The organism is Pseudomonas sp. FW507-12TSA (genome assembly GCF_058781435.1).
In genome coordinates, this window is record NZ_JBYSWT010000023.1 from 106,409 (window position 1) to 133,282 (window position 26,874).

Below are 26,874 nucleotides of genomic sequence, written 5' to 3' on the forward strand. Positions count from 1 at the left end.
CACAATAAAATGCTGAGATCCCTGAAACTCACAGCCCTGACGCTGGGCATGCTGGGGGCCGCACACGCCCTGGCGGCGGGACCGGACCTGACCGTGGTGTCCTTTGGTGGGGCGAACAAGGCCGCCCAGGTCAAGGCCTTCTACGCTCCGTGGGAAGCGGCGGGCAACGGCAAGATCGTCGCCGGCGAGTACAACGGCGAGATGGCCAAGGTCAAGGCCATGGTCGACACCAAGAGCGTGTCCTGGGACCTGGTGGAAGTGGAGTCCCCCGAGTTGTCCCGCGGTTGCGACGAAGACCTGTTCGAACCCCTCGACCCGGCGCTGTTCGGCAAGGGCGAAGACTACGTCAAGGGCGCTATCCAGCCGTGTGGCGTGGGCTTCTTCGTCTGGTCCACGGTGCTGGCCTACAACGCCGACAAGCTCAAGGCGCCGCCAGGCAGCTGGGCGGACTTCTGGGACACGCAGAAATTCCCGGGCAAGCGCGGCCTGCGCAAGGGGGCCAAGTACACCCTGGAATTCGCCCTGATGGCCGACGGCGTCGCGCCCAAGGACGTGTACAAGGTGCTGGCCAGCAAGGATGGCCAGGACCGTGCCTTCAAGAAGCTCGATGAGCTCAAGCCCAACATCCAGTGGTGGGAAGCCGGCGCCCAGCCACCGCAGTACCTGGCCTCGGGCGACGTGGTCATGAGCTCGGCCTACAACGGCCGGATCGCCGCGGTGCAGAAGGAAAGCAACCTGAAGGTGGTGTGGAACGGCGGCATCTACGACTTCGATGCCTGGGCCATCCCCAAGGGCCTGGACAAGACCCGTGCCGAAGCGGCGAAGAAGTTCATCGCCTACTCGGTGCAGCCGCAGCAGCAGAAGACCTATTCGGAAAACATCGCCTATGGCCCGGCCAACACCCAGGCCGTGCCGCTGCTGGCCAAGGACATCCTCAAGGACATGCCGACCACTCCGGAGAACATCGCCAACCAGGTGCAGATCGACGTCAGCTTCTGGGCTGACAACGGCGAGCAGCTGGAGCAGCGCTTCAACGCCTGGGCGGCCAAGTAAGCATCGCTAGTGGCAGGGGCGGGCTGGCCCGCTCCTGTCGGTGGTGTATTCGAAAGATCGATTCGCGGAGTTTGTCATGACCATCACCGTTCCCCTGGATGCGGTCGCCGGCCCGACCCTCAAGCAGCGACTGGCCCGTGCCGAGCGGGTCAACCGCTGGAAGGCCCAGGCCCTGATCGCGCCGCTGGTGCTGTTCCTGCTGCTGGTGTTCCTGGTACCGATCGTGGCGCTGCTGTACAAGAGCGTCGGCAACCCGGAAGTGGTCGGCGGCATGCCGTGCACGGTGGTGGCCGTGAATGCCTGGGACGGCCGTGGCCTGCCCGGCGAGGCCGCCTACAAGGCCTTGAGCGAAGACCTGGCCGAGGCCCGCAAGAACCAGGGCCTGGGCGACCTGTCCAAGCGCCTGAACATGGAACTGGCCGGCTATCGCAGCCTGCTGACCAAGACTGCCCGCGCCTTGCCGTTCAAGGCCGAGCCCGAATCCTATAAAGAAGCCATGGAGGGGGTGGACGAGCGTTGGGGCGACCCGGCCTACTGGCAGGCGATCCGGCGCAATACCAGCAGCCTGACTCCCTACTACCTGCTGGCGGCGCTGGACCACCGGATCGACGACCTGGGCGAGCTGGCCCCGGCGACCCCGGACCAGTCGATCTACCTGGATATCTTCGCCCGGACCTTCTGGATGGGCCTGGTGATCACCGCCATCTGCCTGGTGCTGGCCTATCCCCTGGCGTACCTGCTGGCCAACCTGCCGGCGCGCAAGAGCAACCTGCTGATGATCCTGGTGCTGCTGCCGTTCTGGACTTCGATCCTGGTGCGGGTGGCGGCCTGGATCGTGCTCCTGCAGTCCGGCGGCCTGATCAACAGCGCCTTGCTGGCCATGGGCGTGATCGACAAGCCCCTGGAGCTGGTGTTCAACCGCACGGGGGTCTACATCTCCATGGTGCACATCCTGCTGCCGTTCATGATCCTGCCGATCTACAGCGTGATGAAGGGCATCTCGCCGACCTACATGCGCGCGGCGATCTCCCTGGGCTGCCATCCGTTCGCCAGCTTCTGGCGGGTGTACTTCCCGCAAACCTATGCCGGGGTCGGCGCCGGTTGCCTGCTGGTGTTCATCCTGGCCATCGGCTACTACATCACCCCGGCCCTGCTGGGCAGCCCGAACGACCAGATGGTCAGCTATTTCGTGGCCTTCTACACCAACACCAGCATCAACTGGGGCATGGCCACCGCCCTGGGCGGCCTGCTGTTGCTGGCGACCATCGTGCTGTACCTGATCTACAGCTGGCTGGTGGGCGCCAGTCGCCTGCGCCTGAGCTAAGGAGAGAATCGAAATGCTGAGCCCCTACATGTCGCCCGTCGAGCGGGTCTGGTTCTACAGCTTGCGGATCCTCTGCGGCTTGATCCTGTTGTTCCTGGTGTTGCCGGTGCTGGTGATCATCCCGTTGTCGTTCAACTCGGGCAGCTTCCTGGTGTATCCGCTGCAGGGCTTCTCGCTGCACTGGTACCAGGACTTCTTCGCCTCCGCCGAATGGATGCGCGCCCTGAAGAACAGCATCATCGTGGCCCCGGCGGCCACTGTGCTGGCCATGGTCTTCGGCACCCTGGCGGCCATCGGCCTGACCCGCGGCGATTTTCCCGGCAAGTCGCTGGTCATGGCCCTGGTGATCTCGCCGATGGTGGTGCCGGTGGTGATCATCGGGGTCGCCAGCTACCTGTTCTTCGCTCCGCTGGGCATGGGCAACAGCTTCTTGTCGCTGATCATCGTGCATGCGGTGCTCGGGGTGCCGTTCGTGATCATCACCGTCTCGGCGACCTTGCAGGGCTTCAACCACAACCTGGTGCGGGCGGCGGCCAGCCTGGGCGCCTCGCCGCTGACCACCTTTCGCCGGGTGACCCTGCCGTTGATCGCTCCGGGGGTGATCAGTGGCGCGTTGTTCGCCTTCGCCACCTCGTTCGACGAAGTGGTGGTGACCCTGTTCCTCGCCGGACCCGAGCAGGCGACGCTGCCCCGGCAGATGTTCAGTGGTATTCGCGAGAACCTCAGCCCCACCATCGCCGCCGCGGCCACGCTGCTGATCGCCTTCTCGGTGATCCTGCTGCTGACCCTGGAATGGCTGCGCGGGCGCAGCGAAAAACTGCGCACTGCCCAGGCCTGATGCCCTTGGCGGCCTTGGACTAACGTCGCGGCCGCCGGCGTGCCGCTGCCTGGCGTTCACCCGTAAACTGCGCACTTGCCATGCTTACTGCGGAGTCACGGGTGAACTTCAACGATGCCAGTTTCGAAGAGCTGCTCAATGCACTGCATGACGGTGTCTACATCACCGACGGCCAGGGCCAGACCCTCAAGGTCAACCAGGCCTACGAGCGTCTCACCGGCCTGAACGGCGCCGAGCTGCTGGGGCGGCCGATGCAGGAACTGGTGAAAAGCGGGGTGATTTCCCAGTCTGCATCGTTGCGGGTCCTGCAGGATGGCCGGCCGGTCTCGATGATGCAGAGCCTCAGCCAGGGCAAGAAGCTGCTGGTCAGCGCCACGCCGATCCTCGCCGCCGACCGGAGCATCCGCTATGTGGTCAGCACCGTGCGCGACATGACCGAGCTGCTGCGTATCAAGCGCGAGCGCGACGAGCTGCAGCAACTCAAGCAACTGCGCAACAGCACCGCGCGGCTGCACGCCGGCCAGCGTGACGATCTTTTGCAATCGCCGCTGATGGCCGACCAGGAAGTCTCCGGGCGGATCTTCGCCCAGGCCCGGCAAGTGGCCGACTGCGACGTCAAGGTGCTGCTGCAAGGGGAAACCGGGGTCGGCAAGACCCTGGTGGCGCAGTTCATCCACAATGCCAGCGCTCGCGCCGCGGAACCGTTCCTGGCCCTCAACTGCGGAGCCTTGCCGGAGAACCTGATCGAGGCCGAGCTGTTCGGCTACGCCCCGGGGGCGTTCACCGGCGCGGGCAGCAAGGGCAAGCGCGGGCTGCTGGAGCTGGCCCACAACGGCACGCTGTTTCTCGACGAGATCGGCGACCTGCCGCTGGCGGTGCAGGTCAAGTTGCTCAAGGTCATCGAGGAGAACCGCTTCATCCCCGTGGGCGGCCTGGAGCTCAAGGAGGTGGATGTGCGGATCGTCAGCGCCACCCATCACGACCTCAAGCAGCGGGTGGCCGAGGGCAAGTTTCGCGCCGACCTCTATTACCGCTTGAACGTGGTGCCGATCGCCATCCCGGCCCTGCGCGAGCGCAGCGAGGAGATCGGCCCCTTGCTGGAGTACTACCTGGAGCACTTCAACCAGCGCTACCAGCGGCAGGTGCAATGGAGCCTGGAAGCCCTGGAGCATTTGGGCGAATACGCCTGGCCGGGGAACATCCGCGAGCTGATCAACGTGGTGGAGCGCCTGGTGGTGACTTGCCCGGGGCAGGTGATCGAGGCCCTGGACCTGCCCGAGGAGCTGGTCGGGCAGCAGGCGCGCCATCTCGACGACAGCCGCCTGCCCCTGCGCAAAGTGGTGGAGAACGCCGAGCGCCAGGCCATCCGCGCGGCCTTGCAACTGCACAAGACCACCCGCCTGGCCGCCAAGGCCCTGGGCGTGAGCCAGGCCACGGTGGTGCAGAAAATGAAACGCTGGGAACACTCTGATTAGGATCCTGATCAGAAGCCCCGCTGGCGATCAACAAAACAATCGCGACGCCCCGGTCATTTCCCGGAATCTACTGCCCGAGCCTTGTAAACCAAGGCTTCTGGCGTCTTGGCACAGCTTTCGCTCTACAAGCTTCGAGCCCATACGAGAGCCCGCCTGGCGGCGCTCTTGCCACAACAATGAATCAAGGCCGAACCGATGAGCATCCGTGCATTCAAAATTGCCAACAAACTGATTACCGGCCAGGGGGCCATCGAGCAACTGGACGCCGAGCTGGCGCGCCTTGGGGTCGACAATCCGCTGATCGTCACCGATGCGATCCTGGTGGCCTGCGGCACCGTGGACCTGGCTGTGGCCCACATGGGTGGGCGCAGCCATGGGATCTTCGATGGGGTCGAGCCCGAACCGCAGGTCGCCATCGTCCAGGAGTGCGCCAATGCCTATCGCGCCGGTGGCCATGACGGCCTGATCGGCCTGGGCGGCGGCAGTGCCATCGACATCGCCAAGGCCGTGGCCGCCTTCGCCGGCCATGCAGGTGCGCTGGAGCAGCTGTTCGGCATCGACCAGGTGCCGCGCAAGGGCCCACCGTTGATCGCCATCCCCACCACGGCCGGCACCGGCTCGGAAGTCACTAACGTGGCGATCCTCTCGGACAAGCAGGCCCAGCTGAAAAAAGGCATCGTCAGTGACTACCTGCTGCCGGACGTAGCGCTGGTGAGCCCGGCCATGACCCTGACCTGCCCGCGCGGCGTCACCGCAGCCAGCGGCATCGACGCGCTGGTGCATGCGGTGGAGTCCTACTTGTCGCTCAACGGCTCGCCGATCACCGATGCCCTGGCCCTGGGGGCGATCCGCCTGATCGTCAAGGCGCTGCCCAAGGCCTATGCCAACCCCGGGCACCTGCAGGCCCGGGAAGACATGGCCAGCGCCAGCCTGATGGCCGGCATGGCCTTCGGCAATGCCGGGGTCGGCGCGGTGCACGCCCTGGCCTATCCCCTGGGCGGGCGCTTCAACATCGCCCACGGTGTGAGCAATGCGCTGCTGCTGCCCTATGTCATGGCCTGGAACAAGCTGGCCTGCGTCGAGCGCCTGCGGGACATCGCCCAGGCCATGGATGTGCCCGTTACCGGGCTCAGTGACGAGCAAGCGGCGGAGCAGGCGGTCAAGGCCATGGCGGCGTTGTGCGCAGCGGTGGCTATCCCCACCGGCATGCGCAGCTTCGGCGTACCGGAGGAGGCGATCCCGGCCATGGCCGTGGAGGCCGCGGGCATCGAGCGCCTGATGCGCAACAACCCGCGCCAGCTGAACGCTGCCGATATCGAGCAGATCTACCGGGCCGCCTATTGAGCGACCCGCCCCACGCCGGGCTGGCGTGGGGCGCCTTACACCGCCACCAATACCAATAAGACAGGTGCAGTTGATGCCAACCCCTTCCGACACCCGGCACGAAACGCCGTATTTCGCCCTTGGCCCGTTCAAGGTGCGCTTGCCGTTCATCCACTACAAGCTCGAGCTGCCGGACTACCTGCAGGGCTTGCTGATGTGCGCCGTGGACCTGGCGGCCATCCCGTTGATGACCGAATTCCTCGGCATGCCCTTCGAGATGGCCCTGGCCGTGGTCATGCTCAATGGCCTGTTGTACCTGGCCCACCATCTGCTGGGCGACCCGGTGGTGCCCGGCTGGATCACCCCGGCGGTGCCATTGTTGATGGCTTACTGCGCACAGTTCCCGGTAGGGCCGGAGCGGGTCCATGCGCTGATCGCCTTCCAGCTGATGCTCGGGGTGTTCTCCATTGCCCTGGGCGCTACCGGCATGGCGCGCAAGGTGGTGGGGTTCGTGCCATCGGCGATCAAGTCGGGGGTCATCATGGGCGCCGGGCTCAGCGCGGTGACCACGGTGTTCCAGGTAGGCGGCAAGTTCGACAGCTTTCCCTGGACCATTTCCATCGCCATCGGCATCGCCTTCTACCTGATCTTTTCCCAGCACTTCGCCAAGTTGAAGTTGCAGAGCCGCTTCTGGTGGAACTTCGCCAAGCTGGGGATCCTGCCGATCATCCTGCTGGCGGTGGTGCTGGCGCCGCTGTTCGGCGAAGCGCCGTGGCCGACCATCCAGTGGGGCCTGAGCAAACCGGACTTCGCCGGCCTGTGGAACAACTACACGGTATTCGGCCTGGGCATGCCGCCGCTGTCGATGTTCCTCAGCGCGCTGCCGACCATGCTGGCGGTGTACATCATCGTCTTTGGCGATGTGCTGAGCGCCAAGGTGTTGCTGGACGAGGCCGGGCAGATCCGCAAGGACGAGAAGGTGGACTACGACCCGGACCGTTCGCACCTGATCTTCGGTGGGCGTAACGCCTTCATGAGCATCTTCGGCCCGGACATCGCCATGTGCGGCCCGAAATGGGCGGCAATGCTGGTGGTCATCATCGAACGCTTCAAGGGCGGGCCCAAGGCCATGGGCTCGATCTATGGCGGCATGGGTTCGTTCCGCTGGGGCACCAACACCGGCTTGCTGCTGTTGCCGGTGGTGACCCTGGTGCAGCCGATCCTCGGGGTGGCGTTGGCCCTGACCCTGCTGATCCAGGGTTATGTCAGCGTGCGCCTGGGCATTCTCGAGGCCCGCAGCCAGCGCGACCTGGGCATCGCCGGGGTGATCGGCGCGGTATTGGCGATCAAGGGCGCGAGCTGGGGCTTCGCCATCGGCGTGGTGCTGTGCCTGCTGATCTACGGCAAGAACTTCTTCAAGGGCGAGAACGACAATACCTTCACCAAGGACCTGGACAGTCCTGACGCCCCGGCGCCAGGGGCTCGGCCGGAACCCGGGGTGAAGGCCCATGCAGTGGCGAAGAACGAGGCGGCCTGAGGCCTGGACCGCCGGCAACGGGCCGTGGCGATGCCGATCGGGCATCGCGGCGGTCCGGTTGTGCAATCCCCAGCTACGCTTGTGCCGGCTCCCATCTCTATACAAGAGGCTGCGCGCATGAGTATTTCCTCTTTCAAGATCGCCCATAAGCTGCTCACCGGCACCAGCGCCATCGAGCAACTGGCCACCGAACTGACCCGCCTGGATGTGGATAACCCGCTGATCGTCACCGATGCCGCGTTGGTCGAATCCGGCACCGTGGCGCTGGCGCTGGCCCACCTGGGGGCGCGCGACTACGAGATCTTCGACCGGGTACGGCCGGATCCGGAAATCGCCATCGTCGAGGACTGCATGCAGGTCTATCGTGATGGCGGGCACGACGGCCTGATCGGCCTGGGCGGTGGCAGCGCCATCGATATCGCCAAGAGCGTGGCGGCCTATGCCGGTTACCACGGCGCCCTGGAGGACCTGTTCGGCGTCGACCTGGTGCCGCGCAAGGGGCCACCGCTGATCGCCATTCCCACCACCGCCGGTACCGGCTCGGAGGTGACCAACGTGGCGATCCTTTCCGACAAGGCCGCACAGTTGAAGAAGGGCATCGTCAGTGACTACCTGCTGCCGGATGTGGCGCTGGTCAGCCCGCAGATGACCCTGACCTGCCCGCGCCATGTCACCGCCGCCAGCGGTGTCGACGCCCTGGTGCACGGGGTGGAAGCCTACTTGTCGCTCAATGCCTCGCCCATCACCGATTCCCTGGCCCTGGGGGCCATCCGCCTGATCGCCAGGGCCCTGCCCAAGGCGTTCGCCAATCCGGCCAACCTAGAGGCCCGGGAGGACATGGCCACGGCCAGCCTGATGGCCGGCATGGCTTTCGGTAACGCGGGGGTAGGGGCGGTGCATGCCCTGGCCTATCCGTTGGGCGGGCGCTTCCATATGTCCCATGGGGTCAGCAATGCCTTGTTGCTGCCCTACGTCATGACCTGGAACAAGATGGCCTGCGTCGAGCGCATGCAGGATATCGCCGCCGCCATGGGCGTGCGCACGGCCCGCTTGAGCGCCAGCGAAGCGGCGGACCGGGCCGTAGAGGCCATGGCCGATTTGTGCGCCGCCGTGGAAATTCCTGCTGGCCTGCGCGGTTTCGGCGTGCCGGAGGAGGCGATCCCGGCCATGGCCCGGGAGGCCGCCGGTATCGAGCGGCTGATGCGCAACAATCCGCGCCGGCTGAGCCCCGCCGATATCGAGCAGATCTATCGGGCGGCCTACTGATCATTGCGGTGACGGTGTGCGCTCCAAAGCATGAGGTATACAATGCGCGCCATCGTGATTCCGCTCAAAAAAGGTGCGTCATGCAGCCCTTCGCTATTGCTCCGTCGATTCTTTCCGCCGACTTCGCCCGCCTGGGCGAGGAAGTGGACAATGTCCTGGCCGCCGGTGCCGATATCGTCCACTTCGATGTCATGGACAACCACTATGTGCCGAACCTGACCATCGGCCCGATGGTCTGCGCTGCGCTGCGCAAGTACGGGATCACCGCGCCGATCGATGCGCACCTGATGGTCAGCCCGGTGGATCGCATCATCGGCGACTTCATCGAGGCGGGCGCCACCTACATCACCTTCCACCCCGAGGCCACGCTGCATGTGGACCGTTCCCTGCAGATGATCCGCGAGGGTGGCTGCAAGGCCGGCCTGGTGTTCAACCCGGCGACCCCGCTGGACGTGCTCAAGTACGTGATGGACAAGGTCGACATGGTGCTGCTGATGAGCGTCAACCCGGGCTTCGGTGGCCAGAAGTTCATTCCCGGCACCCTGGACAAGCTGCGTGAAGCGCGGGCATTGATCGACGCTAGCGGCCGGGACATCCGCCTGGAGATCGACGGTGGCGTGAACGTTGGCAACATCCGCGAGATCGCCGCGGCCGGCGCCGACACTTTCGTCGCCGGTTCGGCGATCTTCAATGCGCCCAACTACCAGGAAGTGATCGAGAAGATGCGCGCCGAGCTGGCGCTGGCTCGATCATGAGTGCCTTCGAGCAGCTGTTCTCGGGGAAGCTGCCACGGCTGGTGATGTTCGACCTGGATGGCACCCTGGTCGACTCGGTGCCCGACCTGGCCGCCGCCGTGGACCAGATGCTGCTCGAGCTGGGCCGTCCGCCCGCGGGGATCGAGGCGGTGCGCCAGTGGGTCGGCAATGGTGCACCGATGCTGGTGCGCCGGGCCCTGGCCAACAGCCTGGATCCCCAGGACATCGACGATGCCGAAGTCGCCCAGGCCCTGGAGCTGTTCAACGCCGCCTACGAGGGTAGCCATGAGCTGACCGTGGTCTATCCCGGTGCGCGCGAGACCCTCAAGTGGTTGTACAAGCAGGGCGTGGAGCTGGCGCTGATCACCAACAAGCCCGAGCGCTTCGTCGCGCCCTTGCTGGACCAGATGCGCATCGGTCGCTATTTCCGCTGGATCATCGGCGGCGATACCCTGCCGCAGAAGAAGCCCGACCCGGCGGCGCTGTTCTTCGTGATGAAGATGGCCAGCATCCCGGCCTCGCAGTCGCTGTTCGTCGGCGACTCGCGCAGCGACGTGCTGGCGGCGCGGGCGGCGGGGGTCAAGTGCGTGGCGCTGAGCTACGGCTACAACCATGGACGGCCGATTGCCGAGGAGTCCCCGGCCCTGGTAATCGACGATTTGCGGGCGCTGATCCCCGGTTGCTTAGAACCTGCCGCTGAGATAACGTTGCCCGACGCTGTCCCATCCCCTTCTGGAAATTCCATCGTGGTGGTCACTCGCAAACTCTGGATGAAAGTCATCAAGGCCTTGGCCCGTTGGCGTTGGCGCGCCTGATTTTTGTCTGGCCGGCCCTGCCGGCGTGTTTGCATACCTGACTGTTAGACCCTCAAGCCACGAGGCATCCCATGATTCGCGAAGAATTCCTGCGCCTGGCCGCAGCCGGCTACAACCGTATCCCGCTGGCCTGCGAGACCATTGCCGACTTCGACACCCCGTTGTCGATCTACCTGAAACTGGCCGACCAGCCCAACTCCTACCTCCTGGAGTCGGTGCAGGGTGGCGAGAAATGGGGACGCTACTCGATCATCGGCTTGCCGTGCCGCACCGTCCTGCGGGTGCACGGCTACCGGGTCAGCGTGACCCTCGACGGCGTCGAGATCGAAAGCCACGAGGTGGCCGACCCGTTGGCCTTCGTCGAGCAATTCAAGGCGCGCTACAACGTCCCGACCATCGCCGGCCTGCCACGCTTCAACGGTGGCCTGGTGGGATATTTCGGCTATGACTGCGTGCGTTATGTGGAGCCTCGGCTGGGCCAGTGTCCGAACCCGGACCCGATCGGCGTACCGGACATCCTGCTGATGGTTTCCGATGCGGTGGTGGTGTTCGACAACCTGGCGGGCAAGATGCACGCCATCGTGCTGGCCGATCCGAGCCAGGACAATGCCTATGAAGCTGGCCAGGCGCGCCTGCAAGAGTTGCTCGAGCAGCTGCGCCAGCCGATCACGCCACGTCGCGGCCTGGACCTGGACCGCCCGCCGGCCGCCGAGCCGGTATTCCGCTCCAGCTTTACCCAGGGCGACTACGAGCGTGCGGTGGACACCATCAAGGAGTACATCCTGGCCGGTGACTGCATGCAGGTGGTGCCGTCCCAGCGCATGTCCATCGACTTCCACGCCGCACCCATCGACCTGTACCGGGCCTTGCGCTGCTTCAACCCGACTCCCTACATGTACTTCTTCAACTTCGGCGACTTCCACGTGGTGGGCAGTTCGCCGGAGGTGCTGGTGCGGGTCGAGGACAACCTGATCACCGTGCGGCCGATCGCCGGTACTCGTCCGCGGGGCGCCACCGAGGAAGCCGACCTGGCCCTGGAACAGGACCTGTTGTCCGACGCCAAGGAGATCGCCGAGCACTTGATGCTGATCGACCTGGGGCGCAACGACACCGGGCGGGTCTCGGAGATCGGCTCGGTGCGGCTCACCGAGAAGATGGTCATCGAGCGTTATTCCAACGTGATGCATATCGTGTCCAACGTCACCGGCCAACTGAAGGCAGGCCTGACCGCGATGGACGCACTGCGGGCGATCCTGCCGGCGGGCACCTTGTCCGGCGCACCGAAGATCCGCGCCATGGAAATCATCGACGAACTGGAGCCGGTCAAGCGCGGGATCTATGGCGGAGCCGTGGGCTACTTCGCCTGGAACGGCAACATGGATACCGCCATCGCCATCCGCACGGCGGTGATCAAGGATGGTGAACTGCATGTCCAGGCCGGCGGTGGCATCGTCGCCGACTCGGTCCCGACCCTGGAGTGGGAAGAGACGCTGAACAAGCGTCGTGCAATGTTCCGTGCCGTGGCACTGGCTGAACAAACCCCCGCATCCAAGGCTTGAGGAGTTTCCACCTATGTTGCTGATGATCGATAACTACGACTCCTTTACCTATAACGTCGTGCAGTACCTGGGCGAACTGGGTGCCGAGGTGAAGGTGGTGCGCAATGACGAACTGACCGTGGCCGAGATCGAGGCGCTCAAGCCCGAGCGCATCGTGGTCTCCCCAGGCCCCTGCACGCCGACCGAGGCCGGGGTTTCCATCGAGGCGATCATGCATTTCGCCGGCAAGCTGCCGATCCTCGGCGTCTGCCTGGGCCACCAGTCCATCGGCCAGGCCTTCGGCGGCCAGGTGGTGCGGGCCCGCCAGGTGATGCATGGCAAGACCAGCCCGGTATTCCACCGTGACCTGGGGGTGTTCAGTGGCCTGAACATGCCGCTGACCGTGACCCGCTACCACTCCCTGGTGGTCAAGCGCGAGACCCTGCCCGAGTGCCTGGAGATCACCGCCTGGACCCAACTGGACGACGGCTCCGTGGACGAGATCATGGGGCTGCGGCACAAGACACTGAACATCGAGGGTGTGCAATTCCACCCTGAATCCATCCTCACCGAGCAGGGCCACGAGCTGTTCGCCAACTTCCTCAAACAGAGCGGCGGCACGCGCTAAGGACTTTTCATGGATATCAAGACTGCCCTGAGCCGTATCGTCGGCCACCTGGACCTGAGCACCGATGAGATGCGCGATGTCATGCGCGAGATCATGACCGGCCAATGCACCGATGCGCAGATTGGCGCCTTCATGATGGCCATGCGCATGAAGAGCGAAAGCATCGACGAGATCGTCGGTGCCGTGTCGGTGATGCGTGAGCTGGCCGACAAGGTCGAACTCAAGACCCTCGACGGCGTGGTGGATGTGGTCGGCACCGGCGGTGACGGCGCCAACATCTTCAACGTGTCCACCGCTTCTGCGTTCGTGGTCTCCGCCGCCGGCTGCACCGTGGCCAAGCATGGCAACCGTGCGGTATCCGGCAAGAGCGGCAGCGCCGACCTGCTGGAAGCGGCGGGTGTCTACCTGAACCTGACCCCGGTCCAGGTGGCGCGTTGCATCGATAACGTCGGCATTGGCTTCATGTTCTCCCAATCCCACCATGGCGCCATGAAACATGCCGCCGGCCCGCGTCGTGACCTGGGCCTGCGCACCCTGTTCAACATGCTCGGCCCGCTTACGAATCCGGCTGGCGTGAAGCACCAGGTAGTGGGCGTGTTCACCCAGGCCCTGTGCCGGCCGTTGGCCGAAGTGCTGCAGCGCATGGGCAGCAAGCATGTGCTAGTGGTGCATTCCCAGGATGGCCTGGACGAATTCAGCCTGGCGGCGCCGACTTATGTCGCGGAGCTGAAAAACGACCAGATCACCGAGTATTGGGTGCAGCCGGAAGATCTGGGCATCAAGAGCCAGAGCCTGTTCGGCCTGGTGGTGGAGAGCCCGGCGGCTTCCCTGGAGCTGATCCGTGATGCCCTGGGGCGGCGCAAGACCGAACATGGCCAGAAGGCCGCCGAGATGATCGTGCTCAATGCCGGCGCTGCTTTGTATGCTGCGGATCACGCCAGCAGCCTCAAAGAAGGGGTGGCCCTGGCCCACGACGCCTTGCACACCGGCCTGGCCCGGGAGAAGCTCGAGGAGTTGGGAGCCTTTACCGCGGTGTTCAAGCAGGAGAATGAAGGATGAGTGTGCCGACAGTTCTGGAAAATATCCTCGCCCGCAAGGTCGAGGAAGTTGCCGAGCGCAGCGCGCGCGTCACCCTGGCCGAGCTGGAGAGCCTGGCCCGGGCGGCCGATGCTCCGCGTGGGTTCGCCAAGGCGCTGCAGGAGCAGGTCAAGCTCAAGCAGCCGGCGGTGATCGCCGAGATCAAGAAGGCCTCGCCAAGCAAGGGCGTGATCCGCGAGGACTTCGTGCCTGCCGATATCGCCAAGAGTTATGAGAAGGGCGGCGCCACTTGCCTGTCGGTGCTCACCGACGTGGATTATTTCCAGGGTGCCGACCTCTACCTGCAGCAGGCGCGCGCGGCGTGCAAGCTGCCGGTGATCCGCAAGGATTTCATGATCGATCCCTACCAGATCGTCGAGGCCCGGGCCCTGGGCGCCGATTGCGTGCTGCTGATCGTCGCCGCGCTGGACGACGGGCGAATGGCCGAGCTGGCATCGGTGGCCAAGGGCGTTGGCCTGGATGTACTGGTGGAAGTGCACGATGGCGATGAACTCGAGCGGGCGCTGAAGACCCTCGACACGCCGCTGGTCGGGGTCAACAACCGCAACCTGCACACCTTCGAGGTCGATCTGGAAACCACCCTCGACCTGCTGCCGCGGATTCCTCGCGAGCGCCTGGTGATTACCGAGAGCGGCATCCTCAACCGTGCCGATGTCGAGTTGATGGAGATCAGCGACGTCTATTCGTTCCTGGTGGGCGAGGCCTTCATGCGGGCCGAGAACCCGGGCACCGAGTTGCAGCGCCTGTTCTTCCCGGAGCGTGGCGTGCCGGTGACGGGCTCGACCCTGGACTGAACCTGAGACGATGAACGAGCCGGCGATGCCGGCTTTTTCATGATGATTGCCAAGGAATTGCCGCTGCCATGACCCAACCCCTCGCGCTTACCGTCGAAGCCGGCCTGCAGGCCGAGCAGGATCTGCTGGCCCAGGTTTGTGCCGGTGACCAGGAATTCGGCCTGCTGTTCTGGCAGCCCAGTGACCGGGCGCTGGTGATGCCCCGGCGCTTGAGCCGCTTGCCGGGGTTCGAACAGGCCTGCGAGGCCTCGCGAGCCAATGGCTGGCCGGTATTGCTGCGAGAAACCGGTGGCGAGCCGGTGCCGCAATCGGCGGCCACGGTGAATATCGCGCTGGTGTATGCCCCGCCGCGCAGCGAAGGCGACCAGGGCCGGATCGAAACCGCCTACCGGCGCCTGTGCCAGCCGATCTGCGATCTGCTCAGCGAACTGGGCGGCAATCCGTCGCTGGGGGAAGTGGAGGGGGCCTTCTGCGATGGGCGGTTCAACGTCAATCTCGATGGCCGCAAGATGGTCGGCACGGCCCAGCGCTGGCGCCAGAGCAAAGGTGGGCAGCGGCCGGTGGGCCTGGTGCATGGGGCGCTGCTGCTGGATGACGAGCGCGAATCCATGGTGGGGGCGGTCAATACCTTCAACCAGGCTTGCGCACTGGAGCAGCGTTGCCGGGCCGAAAGCCACATCGCCTTGCATGAAGCGTTTGCCGCCCCGGATGCCATGGCGCGCCTGGACAGCCTGTATCGACAGATGCTCGGCAGTTTCCTGCCGGGCTAGCGGGTACCGAAGACCACCATGGTCTTGCCCTTGACGTTCACCAGGTTGCGCTCTTCCAGATCCTTGAGGACGCGACCGACCATTTCCCGGGAGCAGCCGACGATGCGCCCGATCTCCTGGCGGGTGACCTTGATCTGCATGCCGTCCGGATGGGTCATGGCGTCCGGCTGCTTGCACAGTTCCAGCAGGCAACGGGCGACACGCCCGGTCACATCGAAGAAGGCCAGGTCGCCCACTTTGCGAGTGGTGTCGCGCAGGCGTTGGGCGATCTGGCCGCTGAGCGCATAGAGGATGTCCGGATCGCTCTGCGACAACTCGCGGAACTTGGCGTAGCTGATCTCGGCCACTTCGCATTCCACCTTGGCCCGGACCCAGGCGCTACGCAGTTGCTCGTGTCCCGCGTCCTCGAACAGCCCCAGTTCGCCGAAGAAGTCCCCGGCGTTGAGGTAGGCGATGATCATCTCCCGGCCATCATCGTCTTCGATGAGGATGGTCACCGAACCCTTGATGATGAAGTACAGGCTGTCTGCTACGTCACCGGCGCAGATGATGTTGCTCTTGGCCTGGTAGCGACGGCGCTGACAGTGCACCAGCAGCTTGTCGAGGTGTTTGATCTTGGGAGTTGGGGCAATAGCAACCATGGTTGTATCCCGGAAAGCCTGCACGGTATGGGGTGGTTTTCTTATGGGGCGGAAAGCATCGGCGCATAAAGCTGGCGATGCGCCATTCATTTGGCGTCAGCTTAACAGACACATCCCAGGCAGATTTAAGAATTTTCTTACAGGTGGGTCGCTTTTGGCATCAAGATGCCGCTCGCTGCGAGTCCAAACCCCTGTGCTAAGCTGGCGACCCTTTTTTTAAAAGCAGTGGAGTCTGGGCGATGAAGGCACGCATCCAATGGGCTGGCGAGGCCATGTTCCTCGGTGAGTCGGGCAGTGGCCACGTGGTGGTGATGGATGGTCCGCCTGAGGCCGGTGGGCGCAACCTGGGTGTGCGTCCCATGGAAATGCTCCTGTTGGGCGTGGGCGGTTGCAGTAACTTCGATGTGGTCAGCATCCTGAAAAAGTCCCGCCAGGCGGTCGAGAGCTGCGAGGCCTTCCTGGAGGCCGAGCGTGCCAGTGAAGATCCCAAGGTCTTCACCAAGATCCACCTGCACTTCGTGGTCAAAGGCCGTGGCTTGAAGGAAGCCCAGGTCAAGCGCGCCGTGGAGCTGTCCGCCGAGAAGTACTGCTCGGCCTCGATCATGCTCGGCGCCGCCGGCGTGGCCATTACCCATGACTACGAGATCGTCGAGCTGGGCTGAACCCAGGCAGCGGCAAAAGAAAAGGGCGCCCTGGGGGCGCCCTTCTTGTTTCGCTTTCAGATCCGATAGGTGCTCTTGGTCATGACCTTGGCCAGCAGGCTCATGCCGAATTTCACCGGTGCCGGGAAGCGGAAGCCGCCCGCTTCGAGGGCGGTCTCGGCATGGTGTTCTTCGTCGATGCGCATCTGCTCGAGGATGGCCCGGGATTTTTCGTCCTCGGGCGGCAATTGCTCCAGGTGGTCGTTCAGGTGCTTGCAGACCTGGTCCTCGGTGGCGGCGACGAACCCTAGGCTGACCTTGTCGCTGATCAGCCCGGCGGCGGCGCCGATACCGAACGACAGCCCGTAGAACAGCGGATTGAGTACGCTGGGATGACTGCCCAACTGGCGGATGCGTTGCTCGCACCAGGCCAGGTGGTCGATTTCTTCTTCGGCCGCGTGCTCCATGGCCTGGCGCACTTCGGGCAACTTGGCGGTCAGGGCCTGGCCCTGGTACAGCGCCTGGGCACAGACTTCCCCGGTATGGTTGATGCGCATCAGGCCGGCCACGTGCCGGGTGTCCTCGTCACTCATCTGCGCTTCCGGCTGCACGATGGCCGGCGACGGGCGATAAGGTTGGCCGCTGAACGGCAGCAGCGTGCGCATGGCCATATCGGCTTGCAGCAGCAGGCGGTCGATCGGCGAGTAGTGACGTTGGGTAGTCATGCTTATCTCCGGGAAGAATCACGGCGACCAGTTTACTCCAATCGATGGGGTGAAACCTGCGCTGGATCAGCGCACCTTCGCCCGGGGCGGGCGCAAGGGCGCTGGAAGAGGGGATGTTCGATCAGCCCGGAGGCCAGTTCATCTGGCGCTGACCCAGGACGTGCATGTGAATGTGGTAGACGGTCTGGCCGCCCATCTCATTGCAGTTCATCACCACTCGGAAGCCATCCTCGCAGCCTTGCTCCCTGGCCAGGCGCTGGGCGGTGAACAGGATGTGTCCGGCCAGGGCCTTGTCGTCCTCGGTGAGGTCGTTGAGGGTCCGGATGGGTTTCTTCGGGATCACCAGGAAGTGCACCGGCGCTTGCGGAGCAATGTCGTGGAAGGCCAGGACCTGGTCGTCCTCGTAGATGATCTTCGCGGGTATTTCTCTGTTGATGATCTTGGTGAACAGAGTATCCACAGCTGTTTCTCCATTGGTTGGTCCGGGCTGAGTGTACTCAGGCGCAAGCCCTGCGCCCAGCCCCGACGGGGTGTCTAGCGTGGGCAGTAGGCCCGGTTGACGTAGCCGACGATCTTGCGGGTCAACCAGCGTGAACTCAGGCGGCCAAGCTGGGCCATCCAGCGGTTCAGGCGCCCGGGAATGATGATGGCGCGGTTCTTCTCCAGGGCTCGGACGGTATACAGCGCCACTTCCTCGGGACTCATGAGCCACTTGCTGTCGTCGACCTTGCGGGTGTCCATCTGGGCGTTCTGGAAGAAGGCGGTCCGGGTCGGCCCGGGGCAGAGTACCGAGACCTTGACCGCGCATTTTTTCAGTTCTTCGCGCAGCCCTTCGGAGAAATGCAGGACATAGGCCTTGCTGGCGTAGTAGGTGCTCATCCAGGGGCCGGGGTGGAAAGCGGCCACCGAAGCGACATTGAGGATCTGCCCGCCGCCCAGCAACGCCATGCTGTTGCCCAGGGCATGGCACAGGCGGGTGAGGGCGAGGATGTTGACTTCGATCAGGTCCTGCTCGGTCATCCAGTCCTGGGCCAGGAACGGCCCGCTGGTGCCGATGCCGGCGCAGTTGACCAAAAGGTCGATCTGCCGGTCGCCCTCCTCCAGCTCCAGCAGGAACCCGGACAGCCTCAGGGGCTCGCCCAGGTCGCAGGCGCGGAACAGGACCTCGACGCCGAAGCGCTGGGTCAGTTCCAGGGCGATGCTTTCCAGCTGATCACGCTGGCGGGCCACCAGTAGCAAGTTGCGGCCACGCCGGGCCAGGGCTTCGGCCATGGCCAGGCCTATGCCGCTGGAGGCACCGGTGATCAGAGCGTAACGGGTCATGCAGTTCTCCATCGCAACGGCCGACGGCCCGCGACGGGAAGGGTCGCAGGCTCGGACGCGTTTATTCTTCCTCGGATTCTACAGTGCTCGCTGCATCGGCGGCTTCAGCCGCTGCGGCCGCGGCATCGGCAGCGCTTTCGGCCTCGTCGCTGCTGGAGTCGTAGGATTCGCTGTAGCTGGTTTCGCTGTAGCGGTCTTCCAGGGAGCTCAGGCCGCCAGCGACCATGCCGATGATGATCGCGACCAGCAGCACCACCCACATCCAGGACAGGACCTTGACCGCAGTGGTGTTGGGCGGCGGTGGGGCGCCATAGCGGTTGGCCACGTTGCTGCCGGGGCTGACCATCAGCACCAGGGGGAAGACGCTGCCGACGATGGGTACGAAGTTCAGCAGCCACAGCCAGCCCGACCAGCCCAGGTCATGCAGGCGCTGTACGCTGATCTGGATGCTGACGACGATGAAGCCGATGAACACCACGGCGCCGGCGAGAATTCCCAGGCCCATGAGCAGCGTGGAGTTGAGGACTGCTGTGGTAATGACGCCGAACAAGGCTCCGGCGCCGATCACCGCCAACAGGGCCACGGTCAGCACCAGGGTCCAGGCCAGGTAGCGCAGGCGGCCGATACGTCCTTCGAAGCTGAAGACGTTGAGTGTCGCGTATTGGGGAACGGCGTCGCCGACGGTGGCCTGTGGCGGTGCGTAAGGCGAATCCGCGACGCTGGCTGGGCGCGGTGCGGCCGGGGTTACGGCCTCCAGGTTCAGCTCCAGGCCTGGTTCGGCTTCGATCCGGGCATCGAGGCCAGCGTTTTTCAGGGCTTCGAGATAGCGCTGGGCATCGGCCTGGGTCAGGTCGCGCTTGAGTTCGACCGGTTGGCCGCTGAACAGACGCTCCACTGCTGCGGTATCGGTCTTGAACAGTTCTGCGAGGTTCAGTTGCGCGGTGGACTTTTCGACACCGGGCAGCAAAGTGCCGTCGAAGACGATTTTGTAGCGGATCTCGCTCATGGGGGCTTCCCTGTCACTTGAAATGAAGGCTTACATAAAGTCGCGTAGTTTAAGGCCAGCGCCCCCCGGCTGGCCAAAAAACTATGAGAACTGGTTATCGTGGCCAGCGTTTGGGTAGCTGGGCACAACGTTCCTGGGCCCGGCGGTACTCCTTGTCCAGGCGCTCGATCAACTGGTCGATGCCGGGCAGGTCGTCGATCTCGCCAACGCCCTGGCCGGCCGACCAGACGGTTTTCCAGGCCTTGGCCTCGTCGCTGATGGGTTTGAGCTTGGCCCCGAAGTTGATCTCGCCCTTGCCTTGCAGGGCAGCCATGTCGAAGCCGGCGTTCTCCAGGCTCTGGCGCATGAAGCTGGCGGGTACTCCGGATACGGCGGCGGTGTGCACGATATCGGCGGCATGGGAGCCCAGGAGCATGTCCTTGTAGGCTTGGGGCGCGTGGCTTTCGCTGGTGGCGATGAAACGGGTGCCGAGGTAGGCGAGGTCGGCGCCCAGCACCTGGGCGGCGAGAATCTCATGCCCGTGGTTCAGGCAGCCGGCCAGCAGCAGGGTCTTGTCGAAGAACTGGCGGATCTCGGCGACCAGCGAGAACGGGCTCCAGGTCCCGGCATGGCCACCGGCTCCCGCAGCGACGGCGATCAGCCCATCGACGCCGGCCTCGGCGGCTTTTTCCGCATGGCGGCGAGTGGTCACGTCATGGAATACCAGGCCGCCGTAGCTGTGTACGGCATCCACCACTTCCTTGACCGCCCCCAGGCTGGTGATGACGATCGGTACCTTGTGCTCGATGCAGATCTGCAGATCGGCCTGCAATCGCGGGTTGCTGTTGTGCACGATCAGGTTCACGGCATAGGGCGCAGGATTCTCCAGGTTGGCCAGGCCCGCTTCGATCTCTTCCAGCCAGGCCTTGAACCCACTGCTTTCACGCTGGTTGAGCGCCGGAAAGCTGCCGACCACGCCGTTGCGACAGCAGGCCAGGACCAGTTCTGGATTGGAGATCAGGAACATCGGTGCCGCCACGACGGGCAGGCGCAAGCGTTGTTCGAGCAAAGCGGGCAGAGACATCGGTATACCCCCGGGAAAGCAGCTAGATAGAGTTAGAACGGTCGTACGACGACCAGAATTACAATAGCCAGCAATAACAGAACCGGTACTTCATTGAACCAGCGATAAAAGACATGGCTGCGGGCGTTTTCGCCACGGGCGAAGCGTTTCACCTGGGCGCCGCACATGTGGTGGTAGCCGATCAGTATCACTACCAGGGTGAGCTTGGCGTGCATCCAGCCGCCCTGGCTGAAGTAGGCACCGGGATTGAGGCTGATCAGCCCGATGCCGAAGACCAGCGCTGCGATCATTGCCGGGCCCATGATGAAGCGATAGAGCTTGCGCTCCATGACGCAGAAACGCTCGCGACTGATGCTGTCCTCGCTTTGGGCGTGATAGACGAACAGGCGCGGCAGGTAGAACAGGCCGGCGAACCAGCAGACCACGCTGACGATATGAAAGGCCTTGAGCCATAGATAGAGCATTTTTGGTTATCCCCCAGATTCACGGTGGCGCGATAGTAGAGGCTAGAGCGTCCATACGTCACCTTGACGGTTGTCGCAGGGGGTTGCCGCCCCTATTATCGGCAGCTTTCCAGTGGGTTCGTTGAGGGCAAGGTTTATGGTCAAGGTCGGTATCGTCGGCGGCACGGGTTACACCGGGGTCGAGCTATTGCGTCTGTTGGCACAGCACCCACAGGCGCGGGTAGAGGTCATCACCTCGCGATCCGAGGCGGGCCTGGCCGTAGCCGACATGTATCCGAACCTGCGTGGCCACTATGACGGCCTGGCTTTCAGCGTGCCGGATATCAAGACCCTCGGCGCCTGCGACGTGGTGTTTTTCGCCACCCCCCACGGCGTGGCCCATGCGCTGGCTGGCGAGCTGCTGGCTGCCGGGACCAAGGTCATCGACCTGTCGGCGGACTTTCGCCTGCAGGACGCCGATGAGTGGGCCAAGTGGTATGGCCAGCCCCACGGTGCTGCCGAGCTGCTGGACGAAGCGGTCTACGGTTTGCCGGAGGTCAATCGCGAGAAGATCAAGCAGGCGCGCCTGATTGCGGTTCCGGGCTGCTATCCGACGGCGACCCAGCTGGGCTTCCTGCCGCTGCTGGAGGCTGGCCTGGCTGATACGTCCCGTCTGATTGCCGACTGCAAGTCCGGTGTCAGCGGTGCAGGCCGTGGTGCCAGCGTGGGCTCGCTGTATTCGGAAACCTCCGAGAGCATGAAGGCCTATGCGGTCAAGGGGCACCGCCACCTGCCGGAAATCCGCCAGGGCCTGCGCCGGGCGGCGGGCAAGGACGTTGGCTTGACCTTCGTGCCGCACCTGACGCCAATGATCCGGGGTATCCACTCCACGCTCTATGCCACAGTCGTGGACAAGTCGGTCGATCTGCAGGCGCTGTTCGAGAAACGCTATGCCAACGAGCCGTTCGTCGATGTCATGCCGGCAGGGAGCCACCCCGAGACTCGTAGCGTGCGTGGTGCCAACGTCTGCCGGATTGCCGTGCACCGGCCGCAAGGTGATGACCTGGTGGTGGTGCTGTCGGTGATCGACAACCTGGTCAAGGGCGCTTCCGGCCAGGCCGTCCAGAACCTCAACATCCTGTTCGGCCTGGATGAGCGCCTGGGCCTGTCCCATGCGGGCATGCTGCCTTAGGGGCGTTGTTGCGTTGGAGAAAAGGCCCGTTTGACGGGCCTTTTTGCGTTCTGGGCATTGCTGTACGACTATTGATATACCGTAACAATAGTTGACCGCTTTTCTGGGAGAAGCGGATAATGCGCGTCATCACGCAGTATGGCGGCGTAACGCCGGGAGATAGTCAGCATGAGCGTTGAATCCTTCACCCCCACGGCTTTGCAATTCACTCAAGGTGCAGCGCACAAGGTGAAGACCCTGGTCGATGAAGAGGGTAATGATCGCTTGAAGCTGCGCGTATTCGTTACGGGCGGCGGTTGTTCGGGGTTCCAGTACGGTTTCACCTTCGATGAAGAAGTGGCCGAGGATGACACCATCGTTGAGCGCGAAGGTGTGAGCCTGGTTGTCGACCCCATGAGTTTCCAGTACCTGGCAGGTGCTGAGGTGGACTACCAGGAAGGCCTGGAAGGTTCGCGTTTCGTGATCAAGAACCCTAATGCCACCACTACCTGTGGTTGTGGATCGTCGTTCTCGATCTGATCGATCAGCAAGAGCCGTTTTAGAGCGCCGCAGTGGTTCATGACCCTGCGGCGTTCTGCTGTCTGGTGTTCAGGTGGGATAGATAGCACCGAGGATGCGTGGGCCGCGCGCACCTGTAACGCTAGGGCGGTTGCCGGCAATTCCCTCCAGGCAGCAATGGGCCAGCCAGGCGAAGGCCATGGCCTCTACCCAGTCCGGATCCACGCCATAAATTGCGGTGCTGTTGACCTGGGTTGCGGGGAGCAGGGTCGCCAGGCGTTGCATCAGGGCGGTGTTGTGAGCACCGCCGCCACATACCAGCAACTCCTGAGTGGAGTCCTGGGCAGATTGCAGGGACTCGACAATGGTCTGTGCGGTCAATTCCAGCAGCGTGGCCTGGACATCCTCGGCGGTGATGGTCTGGTGCTGCGCCAATTGCTGCTGCAACCATGGGAGGTTGAAGACTTCGCGTCCCGTACTCTTTGGCCCGCGAGTGGCGAAGAACGAGTCGCTGAGCAGGGTCTTCAAGAGCAATGGATCGACCTGGCCACTGGCAGCCCATTGACCGCCGCGATCGAAACTCTCTCCGCGCTGCAACTGGATCCAGGCATCGAGCAGTACGTTGCCTGGTCCGCAGTCGAAGCCGGCGACTGGCTTGGCGGTTTCGATCAGGCTCAGGTTACTGAAACCGCCGACGTTCAGGACTGCCCGGTTGCCCGAGCGCTGCTCGAACAGCGCTTCATGAAATGCCGGGACCAAGGGGGCGCCTTGCCCGCCCGCGGCTACGTCACGGCTACGGAAATCACTGACGACGGTGATTCCAGTGAGCTCGGTAAGTAGCGCTGGGTTGCCGATTTGTATGGTGAAGCCGCGGCTCGGCTCGTGGCGTACGGTTTGCCCATGGCTACCGATGGCCCGGATATCCAGGGCCTGCAGCTGCTGTTGTCGCAGCAGGGCCCGGATGCCCTCGGCCGCCAGTTGAACCCAGTGCTGCTGGGCGATGGCGGATCGGGCGATCTCATCGGGACCGCTGGCGCACAAGCTCAGGAGCTCGGCGCGCAAGGAAGAGGGCATGGGAATGTAGTGGGTGGCGACCAGTTTGATCGCCGGGCTCTGCTCGATCAGGGCGATGTCCAGGCCATCAAGACTGGTCCCGGACATCACTCCTATATAAAGCGCCATGGCTCAGCGCTTGCTCGAGGCCAGCATCGTGGCCTTTTCCTGGTCCATGCGGGCCATCAGCGGCTGGCTCTGCTGAAGGAAGCGCGCGCGCTCGGCTTTGGCGATCGGGTCGGCCATGGGCAGCTTCTGGCCCAGAGGGTCGACGTGGACGCCGTTGACCTGGAACTCATAATGCAGGTGCGGTCCAGTGGACAGGCCGGTGGTGCCGATATAGCCGATCACTTGACCCTGTTTCACCGAGCCGCCGGTCTTGACGCCTTTGGCGAAGCCTTGCATGTGGCCGTACAGGGTGCGGTAGGTATTGCCGTGCTGGATGATCACGGTGTTGCCGTAACCACCGCGACGACCTGCCAGCAGGACCTTGCCATCGCCGGCGGCCTTGATTGGCGTGCCTCGTGGCGCGGCATAGTCGACCCCTTTGTGGGCGCGGATCTTGTTCAGGATGGGATGCTTGCGGCCGGCGGAGAAGCGCGAGCTGATACGGGCGAAGTCCACAGGGGTGCGGATGAACGCCTTGCGCATGCTGTTGCCGTCTGCGGTGTAGTAGCTGCTGGAACCTTGCTTGTTGGTGTAGCGCACGGCGGTGTAGGTCTTGCCGCGGTTGGTGAAGCGCGCAGAGAGGATATTGCCGGTGCCCACCACCTTGCCGTTGACCACCTTCTGCTCGTAGATCACATCGAACTCATCGCCTTGGCGAATGTCCTGAGCGAAGTCGATGTCATAACCGAAGACGTTGGCCATATCCATGGTCAGGCTATGGGAAAGGCCGGCGCGGGCAGCGGATTGCGACAGGGAGCTGTTGATGATCCCGTGGACATAGGCTGAACGGACCACCGGTTTGGTGGTGACCTTGGCGAAGGTGAAGCCTTTGGCGCCCTTGGTCAGGGTGATGGTCTCAAGGTCGCTGACCTTGCTGTGAAGCTTGTTCAACTGGCCGTCGGGCGAGAGTTCGAACTCGAGCTTTTGGCCGTGCTTGAGCTGGGAGAATTGCTTGGCTTGCTTGTCGCTGGCCAGCACCTCATGGACAGCCGTGGCTGGCAGGCCGACCTTCTCGAACAGGGTCGAGAGGGTGTCACCCTTCGCGACTATGACTTCTCGATGTCCCGGAGCCTTGGGTTCTTCCGCGATGGGAGGGGTTGGCTCGCTTTCGGCCGTTTCGGTGGGGGCTTGGGCTGCGTCGTCGATCTGCGCAAATGGCGATGCAACCGCCTCGTTTGTGGCTTGCTCGACGGATGCAGCGTCTTGATCTTGTCGCAGTTGCTCGATCGGACTTTCCAGATCAAGACTCAATGTCGTTTTCTTTGCCTCGACATCGCTGGAAGGAAATACCAGCAAGGCCAGACTGAGGAGGGCTGCTATGCCGCTGGCGGCGAGCAGGTGGCTCTTCGGATAAAGCGGTGGCGCTTTAGGCGGTTCGGTGCTCATAGGTAATTTGACTTTGAAAAGATGAAATGGAAAAGATGAATGACATGATGAAGATGAAATAACTGTATAAAATATAACCAAATCATCTGTGACGCAAGCGTACGGACACTCCCGTCTCCCGATGTATCCGTACGCCGGGCAAAACTTGTAATTAGTCCGTGATCTTGTATGGTTGGTTCCTTTTTGAATCTGAGCCTTGCGGGTCTGTTATGAAGTCGGTTGAAGAACAGCTAGCGCTGATCAAACGTGGTGCGGAAGAGTTGTTGGTCGAGTCCGAGCTGATCGAGAAGCTCAAGCGTGGCGAGCCGCTACGTATCAAGGCAGGCTTCGACCCGACTGCCCCGGACCTGCATCTCGGTCATACAGTGCTTATTAATAAGCTGCGCCAGTTCCAGGAGCTGGGGCACAAGGTGATCTTCCTGATCGGCGACTTCACCGGGATGATCGGTGATCCAAGTGGCAAGAGCGCTACTCGGCCACCGCTGACTCGCGAGCAGGTTCTGGATAACGCCGAAACCTACAAGAATCAGGTCTTCAAGATTCTGGATCCGGCCAAGACCGAAGTGGCATTCAACTCAACCTGGATGGACAAGATGGGACCGGCGGACTTTATTCGCCTGACTTCCCAGTACACGGTTGCGCGTATGCTGGAGCGAGATGACTTCGACAAGCGCTACTCCACCAATCAACCGATCGCCATTCACGAGTTCCTCTATCCGCTGGTGCAAGGCTACGACTCGGTAGCCCTGCGTGCCGACGTCGAGTTGGGTGGTACCGATCAGAAGTTCAACTTGCTGATGGGGCGTGAGCTGCAGCGTAGTTATGGCCAGGAAGCGCAGTGCATCCTGACGATGCCTTTGCTTGAAGGGCTGGATGGTGTCAAGAAGATGTCCAAGTCCCTGGGTAACTATGTAGGTATCCAGGAAGCGCCGGGAGTGATGTACAGCAAGCTGGTTTCCATCCCGGATGCCTTGATGTGGCGCTATTTCGAACTGCTCAGCTTCCGCTCGATGGATGAAATCAATGCATTCCGGGTTGACGTGGAGGCTGGTGCCAACCCGCGTGATATCAAGATCAAGCTGGCCGAAGAGATCGTGGCGCGTTTCCATGGCGAAGAAGCTGCTGCGAATGCTCATCGTGCTGCCGGTAACCGTATGAAGGGCGGCGAGCTTCCGGATGACCTGCCCGAGGTTGAGCTGGTGGCGGATGAAGATATGCCGATTGCTGCTGTCCTTAATAAGGCAGGGCTGGTGAAGAACTCCGCCGCGGCTCGCGATCTTCTCGGGTCTGGCGGTGTGCGCGTAGATGGTCAAGTAGTGGATCGTGCCTTTATATGTGTGCCGGGTTCTACCTATGTCTGCCAGGCCGGCAAGAAGGCTTTTGCGCGCATTACGCTTAAATCCGAATAAACCTGAAAATAAGTGTTGACGGCGAGTTTAATGTCTCTATAATTCGCCCCACTTCCGGCGCAGTCGAAACGGAAAACTCCTTTAGATTCAACGAGTTACGAAGATTTCGACA

27 protein-coding genes are annotated in these 26,874 nt (G+C 63.2%); 18 read left to right on the top strand and 9 right to left on the bottom strand.

What is annotated here, in order from left to right; translation table 11 throughout:
- The first annotated feature begins 9 nt into the window (after positions 1-9).
- From AC3WK8_RS21155 to AC3WK8_RS21220, 14 genes are all read left to right on the top strand, one after another.
- On the top strand, positions 10-1,053 hold the full coding sequence (locus AC3WK8_RS21155) for an ABC transporter substrate-binding protein (protein ID WP_022641412.1): 1,044 nt from the start codon (positions 10-12) through the stop codon (positions 1,051-1,053).
- 76 nt (positions 1,054-1,129) lie between these two features.
- Positions 1,130-2,377, top strand: a complete 1,248-nt coding sequence (locus tag AC3WK8_RS21160; RefSeq protein ID WP_103325779.1) for an ABC transporter permease — start codon at positions 1,130-1,132, stop codon at positions 2,375-2,377.
- Between the two features lie 13 nt (positions 2,378-2,390).
- Positions 2,391-3,215 (top strand): ABC transporter permease, encoded by an 825-nt coding sequence (locus tag AC3WK8_RS21165; protein WP_022641410.1) that lies wholly within the window; start codon positions 2,391-2,393, stop codon positions 3,213-3,215.
- Between the two features lie 101 nt (positions 3,216-3,316).
- Positions 3,317-4,690: a sigma-54 interaction domain-containing protein gene (locus tag AC3WK8_RS21170; protein WP_103325780.1), complete on the top strand. Its 1,374-nt coding sequence runs from the start codon at positions 3,317-3,319 to the stop codon at positions 4,688-4,690.
- A 195-nt stretch (positions 4,691-4,885) separates the two neighbouring features.
- Positions 4,886-6,034, top strand: a complete 1,149-nt coding sequence (locus AC3WK8_RS21175; RefSeq protein ID WP_103325781.1) for an iron-containing alcohol dehydrogenase — start codon at positions 4,886-4,888, stop codon at positions 6,032-6,034.
- Positions 6,035-6,107: 73 nt separating this feature from the next.
- Positions 6,108-7,550 (top strand): hypothetical protein, encoded by a 1,443-nt coding sequence (locus tag AC3WK8_RS21180; RefSeq protein WP_085599152.1) that lies wholly within the window; start codon positions 6,108-6,110, stop codon positions 7,548-7,550.
- A 117-nt stretch (positions 7,551-7,667) separates the two neighbouring features.
- On the top strand, positions 7,668-8,816 hold the full coding sequence (locus AC3WK8_RS21185) for an iron-containing alcohol dehydrogenase (protein ID WP_085599154.1): 1,149 nt from the start codon (positions 7,668-7,670) through the stop codon (positions 8,814-8,816).
- A gap of 80 nt (positions 8,817-8,896) precedes the next feature.
- Positions 8,897-9,571 carry a ribulose-phosphate 3-epimerase gene (gene rpe / locus AC3WK8_RS21190; RefSeq protein WP_022641405.1) on the top strand — a complete coding sequence of 225 codons (675 nt, stop codon included), beginning with the start codon at positions 8,897-8,899 and terminating at the stop codon, positions 9,569-9,571.
- Positions 9,568-10,386: a phosphoglycolate phosphatase gene (locus AC3WK8_RS21195; protein WP_022641404.1), complete on the top strand. Its 819-nt coding sequence runs from the start codon at positions 9,568-9,570 to the stop codon at positions 10,384-10,386. Before rpe ends, AC3WK8_RS21195 begins: the two co-directional genes overlap by 4 nt.
- A 71-nt stretch (positions 10,387-10,457) precedes the next feature.
- Entirely contained in the window at positions 10,458-11,945 is a 1,488-nt protein-coding gene (gene trpE / locus AC3WK8_RS21200) for an anthranilate synthase component I (protein WP_103325782.1), read from the top strand.
- Between the two features lie 13 nt (positions 11,946-11,958).
- The gene (locus tag AC3WK8_RS21205; RefSeq protein ID WP_022641402.1) at positions 11,959-12,552 is read left to right on the top strand and encodes an aminodeoxychorismate/anthranilate synthase component II; all 594 of its coding nucleotides are present in this window, start codon (positions 11,959-11,961) and stop codon (positions 12,550-12,552) included.
- Between the two features lie 9 nt (positions 12,553-12,561).
- Positions 12,562-13,611 (top strand): anthranilate phosphoribosyltransferase, encoded by a 1,050-nt coding sequence (trpD, locus tag AC3WK8_RS21210; RefSeq protein ID WP_022641401.1) that lies wholly within the window; start codon positions 12,562-12,564, stop codon positions 13,609-13,611.
- Positions 13,608-14,444 (top strand): indole-3-glycerol phosphate synthase TrpC, encoded by an 837-nt coding sequence (gene trpC, locus AC3WK8_RS21215; protein WP_053137579.1) that lies wholly within the window; start codon positions 13,608-13,610, stop codon positions 14,442-14,444. Before trpD ends, trpC begins: the two co-directional genes overlap by 4 nt.
- A 68-nt stretch (positions 14,445-14,512) precedes the next feature.
- Positions 14,513-15,214, top strand: a complete 702-nt coding sequence (locus AC3WK8_RS21220; protein WP_022641399.1) for a lipoate--protein ligase family protein — start codon at positions 14,513-14,515, stop codon at positions 15,212-15,214.
- On the opposite strand, the gene crp is transcribed toward AC3WK8_RS21220, so the two are convergent.
- Positions 15,211-15,855, bottom strand: a complete 645-nt coding sequence (gene crp, locus AC3WK8_RS21225; RefSeq protein WP_022641398.1) for a cAMP-activated global transcriptional regulator CRP — start codon at positions 15,853-15,855, stop codon at positions 15,211-15,213. The genes AC3WK8_RS21220 and crp overlap by 4 nt on opposite strands.
- Positions 15,856-16,094: 239 nt before the next feature.
- Here crp and AC3WK8_RS21230 point away from each other — a divergent pair, with 239 nt between their 5' ends.
- The gene (locus AC3WK8_RS21230; RefSeq protein WP_031320630.1) at positions 16,095-16,517 is read left to right on the top strand and encodes an OsmC family protein; all 423 of its coding nucleotides are present in this window, start codon (positions 16,095-16,097) and stop codon (positions 16,515-16,517) included.
- 56 nt (positions 16,518-16,573) lie between these two features.
- Here AC3WK8_RS21230 and coq7 read toward each other — a convergent pair whose 3' ends face one another.
- The 6 genes from coq7 to hemJ form a co-directional block, all read right to left on the bottom strand.
- A complete protein-coding gene (gene coq7 / locus AC3WK8_RS21235) occupies positions 16,574-17,221 on the bottom strand; it encodes a 2-polyprenyl-3-methyl-6-methoxy-1,4-benzoquinone monooxygenase (protein WP_022641396.1) in 648 nt (215 codons plus the stop codon).
- 121 nt (positions 17,222-17,342) lie between these two features.
- Complete coding sequence (locus tag AC3WK8_RS21240; protein WP_085599158.1) at positions 17,343-17,681, bottom strand: histidine triad nucleotide-binding protein; 339 nt, start codon at positions 17,679-17,681, stop codon at positions 17,343-17,345.
- A gap of 74 nt (positions 17,682-17,755) precedes the next feature.
- Positions 17,756-18,544 carry an SDR family NAD(P)-dependent oxidoreductase gene (locus AC3WK8_RS21245; RefSeq protein WP_022641394.1) on the bottom strand — a complete coding sequence of 263 codons (789 nt, stop codon included), beginning with the start codon at positions 18,542-18,544 and terminating at the stop codon, positions 17,756-17,758.
- Between the two features lie 61 nt (positions 18,545-18,605).
- Positions 18,606-19,550, bottom strand: coding sequence for a DUF805 domain-containing protein (locus tag AC3WK8_RS21250; protein ID WP_085599162.1), 945 nt, complete (start codon positions 19,548-19,550; stop codon positions 18,606-18,608).
- A gap of 94 nt (positions 19,551-19,644) precedes the next feature.
- Complete coding sequence (locus AC3WK8_RS21255) at positions 19,645-20,613, bottom strand: NAD(P)H-dependent flavin oxidoreductase (protein WP_103325783.1); 969 nt, start codon at positions 20,611-20,613, stop codon at positions 19,645-19,647.
- A gap of 32 nt (positions 20,614-20,645) precedes the next feature.
- Positions 20,646-21,077 carry a protoporphyrinogen oxidase HemJ gene (gene hemJ / locus AC3WK8_RS21260; RefSeq protein ID WP_053137565.1) on the bottom strand — a complete coding sequence of 144 codons (432 nt, stop codon included), beginning with the start codon at positions 21,075-21,077 and terminating at the stop codon, positions 20,646-20,648.
- Positions 21,078-21,213: 136 nt separating this feature from the next.
- On the opposite strand from hemJ, the gene argC reads away from it, so the two are divergent.
- Entirely contained in the window at positions 21,214-22,248 is a 1,035-nt protein-coding gene (gene argC, locus AC3WK8_RS21265) for an N-acetyl-gamma-glutamyl-phosphate reductase (RefSeq protein WP_103325784.1), read from the top strand.
- 168 nt (positions 22,249-22,416) lie between these two features.
- Positions 22,417-22,767 carry an iron-sulfur cluster insertion protein ErpA gene (gene erpA, locus AC3WK8_RS21270; protein WP_011063789.1) on the top strand — a complete coding sequence of 117 codons (351 nt, stop codon included), beginning with the start codon at positions 22,417-22,419 and terminating at the stop codon, positions 22,765-22,767.
- Between the two features lie 69 nt (positions 22,768-22,836).
- Here the strand turns inward: erpA and AC3WK8_RS21275 are convergent, their stop codons facing one another.
- Positions 22,837-23,928: an anhydro-N-acetylmuramic acid kinase gene (locus tag AC3WK8_RS21275; protein ID WP_031320629.1), complete on the bottom strand. Its 1,092-nt coding sequence runs from the start codon at positions 23,926-23,928 to the stop codon at positions 22,837-22,839.
- A gap of 3 nt (positions 23,929-23,931) precedes the next feature.
- Positions 23,932-25,353, bottom strand: a complete 1,422-nt coding sequence (locus tag AC3WK8_RS21280; protein ID WP_103325785.1) for a peptidoglycan DD-metalloendopeptidase family protein — start codon at positions 25,351-25,353, stop codon at positions 23,932-23,934.
- A gap of 209 nt (positions 25,354-25,562) precedes the next feature.
- On the opposite strand from AC3WK8_RS21280, the gene tyrS reads away from it, so the two are divergent.
- Positions 25,563-26,762, top strand: a complete 1,200-nt coding sequence (tyrS, locus tag AC3WK8_RS21285) for a tyrosine--tRNA ligase (RefSeq protein WP_103325786.1) — start codon at positions 25,563-25,565, stop codon at positions 26,760-26,762.
- Positions 26,763-26,874 lie beyond the last annotated feature (112 nt).

What these genes read in the sequence shown, in the direction of transcription:
- trpC (WP_053137579.1), top strand. Translation starts at nt 13,608, where the DNA reads ATGAGTGTGCCGACAGTTCTGGAAAATATCCTCGCCCGCAAGGTCGAG.
- coq7 (WP_022641396.1), bottom strand. Translation starts at nt 17,221, where the DNA reads ATGACTACCCAACGTCACTACTCGCCGATCGACCGCCTGCTGCTGCAA.
- AC3WK8_RS21250 (WP_085599162.1), bottom strand. Translation starts at nt 19,550, where the DNA reads ATGAGCGAGATCCGCTACAAAATCGTCTTCGACGGCACTTTGCTGCCC.
- erpA (WP_011063789.1), top strand. Translation starts at nt 22,417, where the DNA reads ATGAGCGTTGAATCCTTCACCCCCACGGCTTTGCAATTCACTCAAGGT.
- AC3WK8_RS21160 (WP_103325779.1), top strand. Translation starts at nt 1,130, where the DNA reads ATGACCATCACCGTTCCCCTGGATGCGGTCGCCGGCCCGACCCTCAAG.
- trpE (WP_103325782.1), top strand. Translation starts at nt 10,458, where the DNA reads ATGATTCGCGAAGAATTCCTGCGCCTGGCCGCAGCCGGCTACAACCGT.
- AC3WK8_RS21280 (WP_103325785.1), bottom strand. Translation starts at nt 25,353, where the DNA reads ATGAGCACCGAACCGCCTAAAGCGCCACCGCTTTATCCGAAGAGCCAC.
- AC3WK8_RS21220 (WP_022641399.1), top strand. Translation starts at nt 14,513, where the DNA reads ATGACCCAACCCCTCGCGCTTACCGTCGAAGCCGGCCTGCAGGCCGAG.
- hemJ (WP_053137565.1), bottom strand. Translation starts at nt 21,077, where the DNA reads ATGCTCTATCTATGGCTCAAGGCCTTTCATATCGTCAGCGTGGTCTGC.
- AC3WK8_RS21245 (WP_022641394.1), bottom strand. Translation starts at nt 18,544, where the DNA reads ATGACCCGTTACGCTCTGATCACCGGTGCCTCCAGCGGCATAGGCCTG.
- AC3WK8_RS21255 (WP_103325783.1), bottom strand. Translation starts at nt 20,613, where the DNA reads ATGTCTCTGCCCGCTTTGCTCGAACAACGCTTGCGCCTGCCCGTCGTG.
- AC3WK8_RS21180 (WP_085599152.1), top strand. Translation starts at nt 6,108, where the DNA reads ATGCCAACCCCTTCCGACACCCGGCACGAAACGCCGTATTTCGCCCTT.
- AC3WK8_RS21205 (WP_022641402.1), top strand. Translation starts at nt 11,959, where the DNA reads ATGTTGCTGATGATCGATAACTACGACTCCTTTACCTATAACGTCGTG.
- AC3WK8_RS21275 (WP_031320629.1), bottom strand. Translation starts at nt 23,928, where the DNA reads ATGGCGCTTTATATAGGAGTGATGTCCGGGACCAGTCTTGATGGCCTG.
- argC (WP_103325784.1), top strand. Translation starts at nt 21,214, where the DNA reads ATGGTCAAGGTCGGTATCGTCGGCGGCACGGGTTACACCGGGGTCGAG.
- rpe (WP_022641405.1), top strand. Translation starts at nt 8,897, where the DNA reads ATGCAGCCCTTCGCTATTGCTCCGTCGATTCTTTCCGCCGACTTCGCC.
- AC3WK8_RS21155 (WP_022641412.1), top strand. Translation starts at nt 10, where the DNA reads ATGCTGAGATCCCTGAAACTCACAGCCCTGACGCTGGGCATGCTGGGG.
- crp (WP_022641398.1), bottom strand. Translation starts at nt 15,855, where the DNA reads ATGGTTGCTATTGCCCCAACTCCCAAGATCAAACACCTCGACAAGCTG.
- AC3WK8_RS21230 (WP_031320630.1), top strand. Translation starts at nt 16,095, where the DNA reads ATGAAGGCACGCATCCAATGGGCTGGCGAGGCCATGTTCCTCGGTGAG.
- AC3WK8_RS21175 (WP_103325781.1), top strand. Translation starts at nt 4,886, where the DNA reads ATGAGCATCCGTGCATTCAAAATTGCCAACAAACTGATTACCGGCCAG.
- AC3WK8_RS21185 (WP_085599154.1), top strand. Translation starts at nt 7,668, where the DNA reads ATGAGTATTTCCTCTTTCAAGATCGCCCATAAGCTGCTCACCGGCACC.
- tyrS (WP_103325786.1), top strand. Translation starts at nt 25,563, where the DNA reads ATGAAGTCGGTTGAAGAACAGCTAGCGCTGATCAAACGTGGTGCGGAA.
- AC3WK8_RS21165 (WP_022641410.1), top strand. Translation starts at nt 2,391, where the DNA reads ATGCTGAGCCCCTACATGTCGCCCGTCGAGCGGGTCTGGTTCTACAGC.
- trpD (WP_022641401.1), top strand. Translation starts at nt 12,562, where the DNA reads ATGGATATCAAGACTGCCCTGAGCCGTATCGTCGGCCACCTGGACCTG.
- AC3WK8_RS21195 (WP_022641404.1), top strand. Translation starts at nt 9,568, where the DNA reads ATGAGTGCCTTCGAGCAGCTGTTCTCGGGGAAGCTGCCACGGCTGGTG.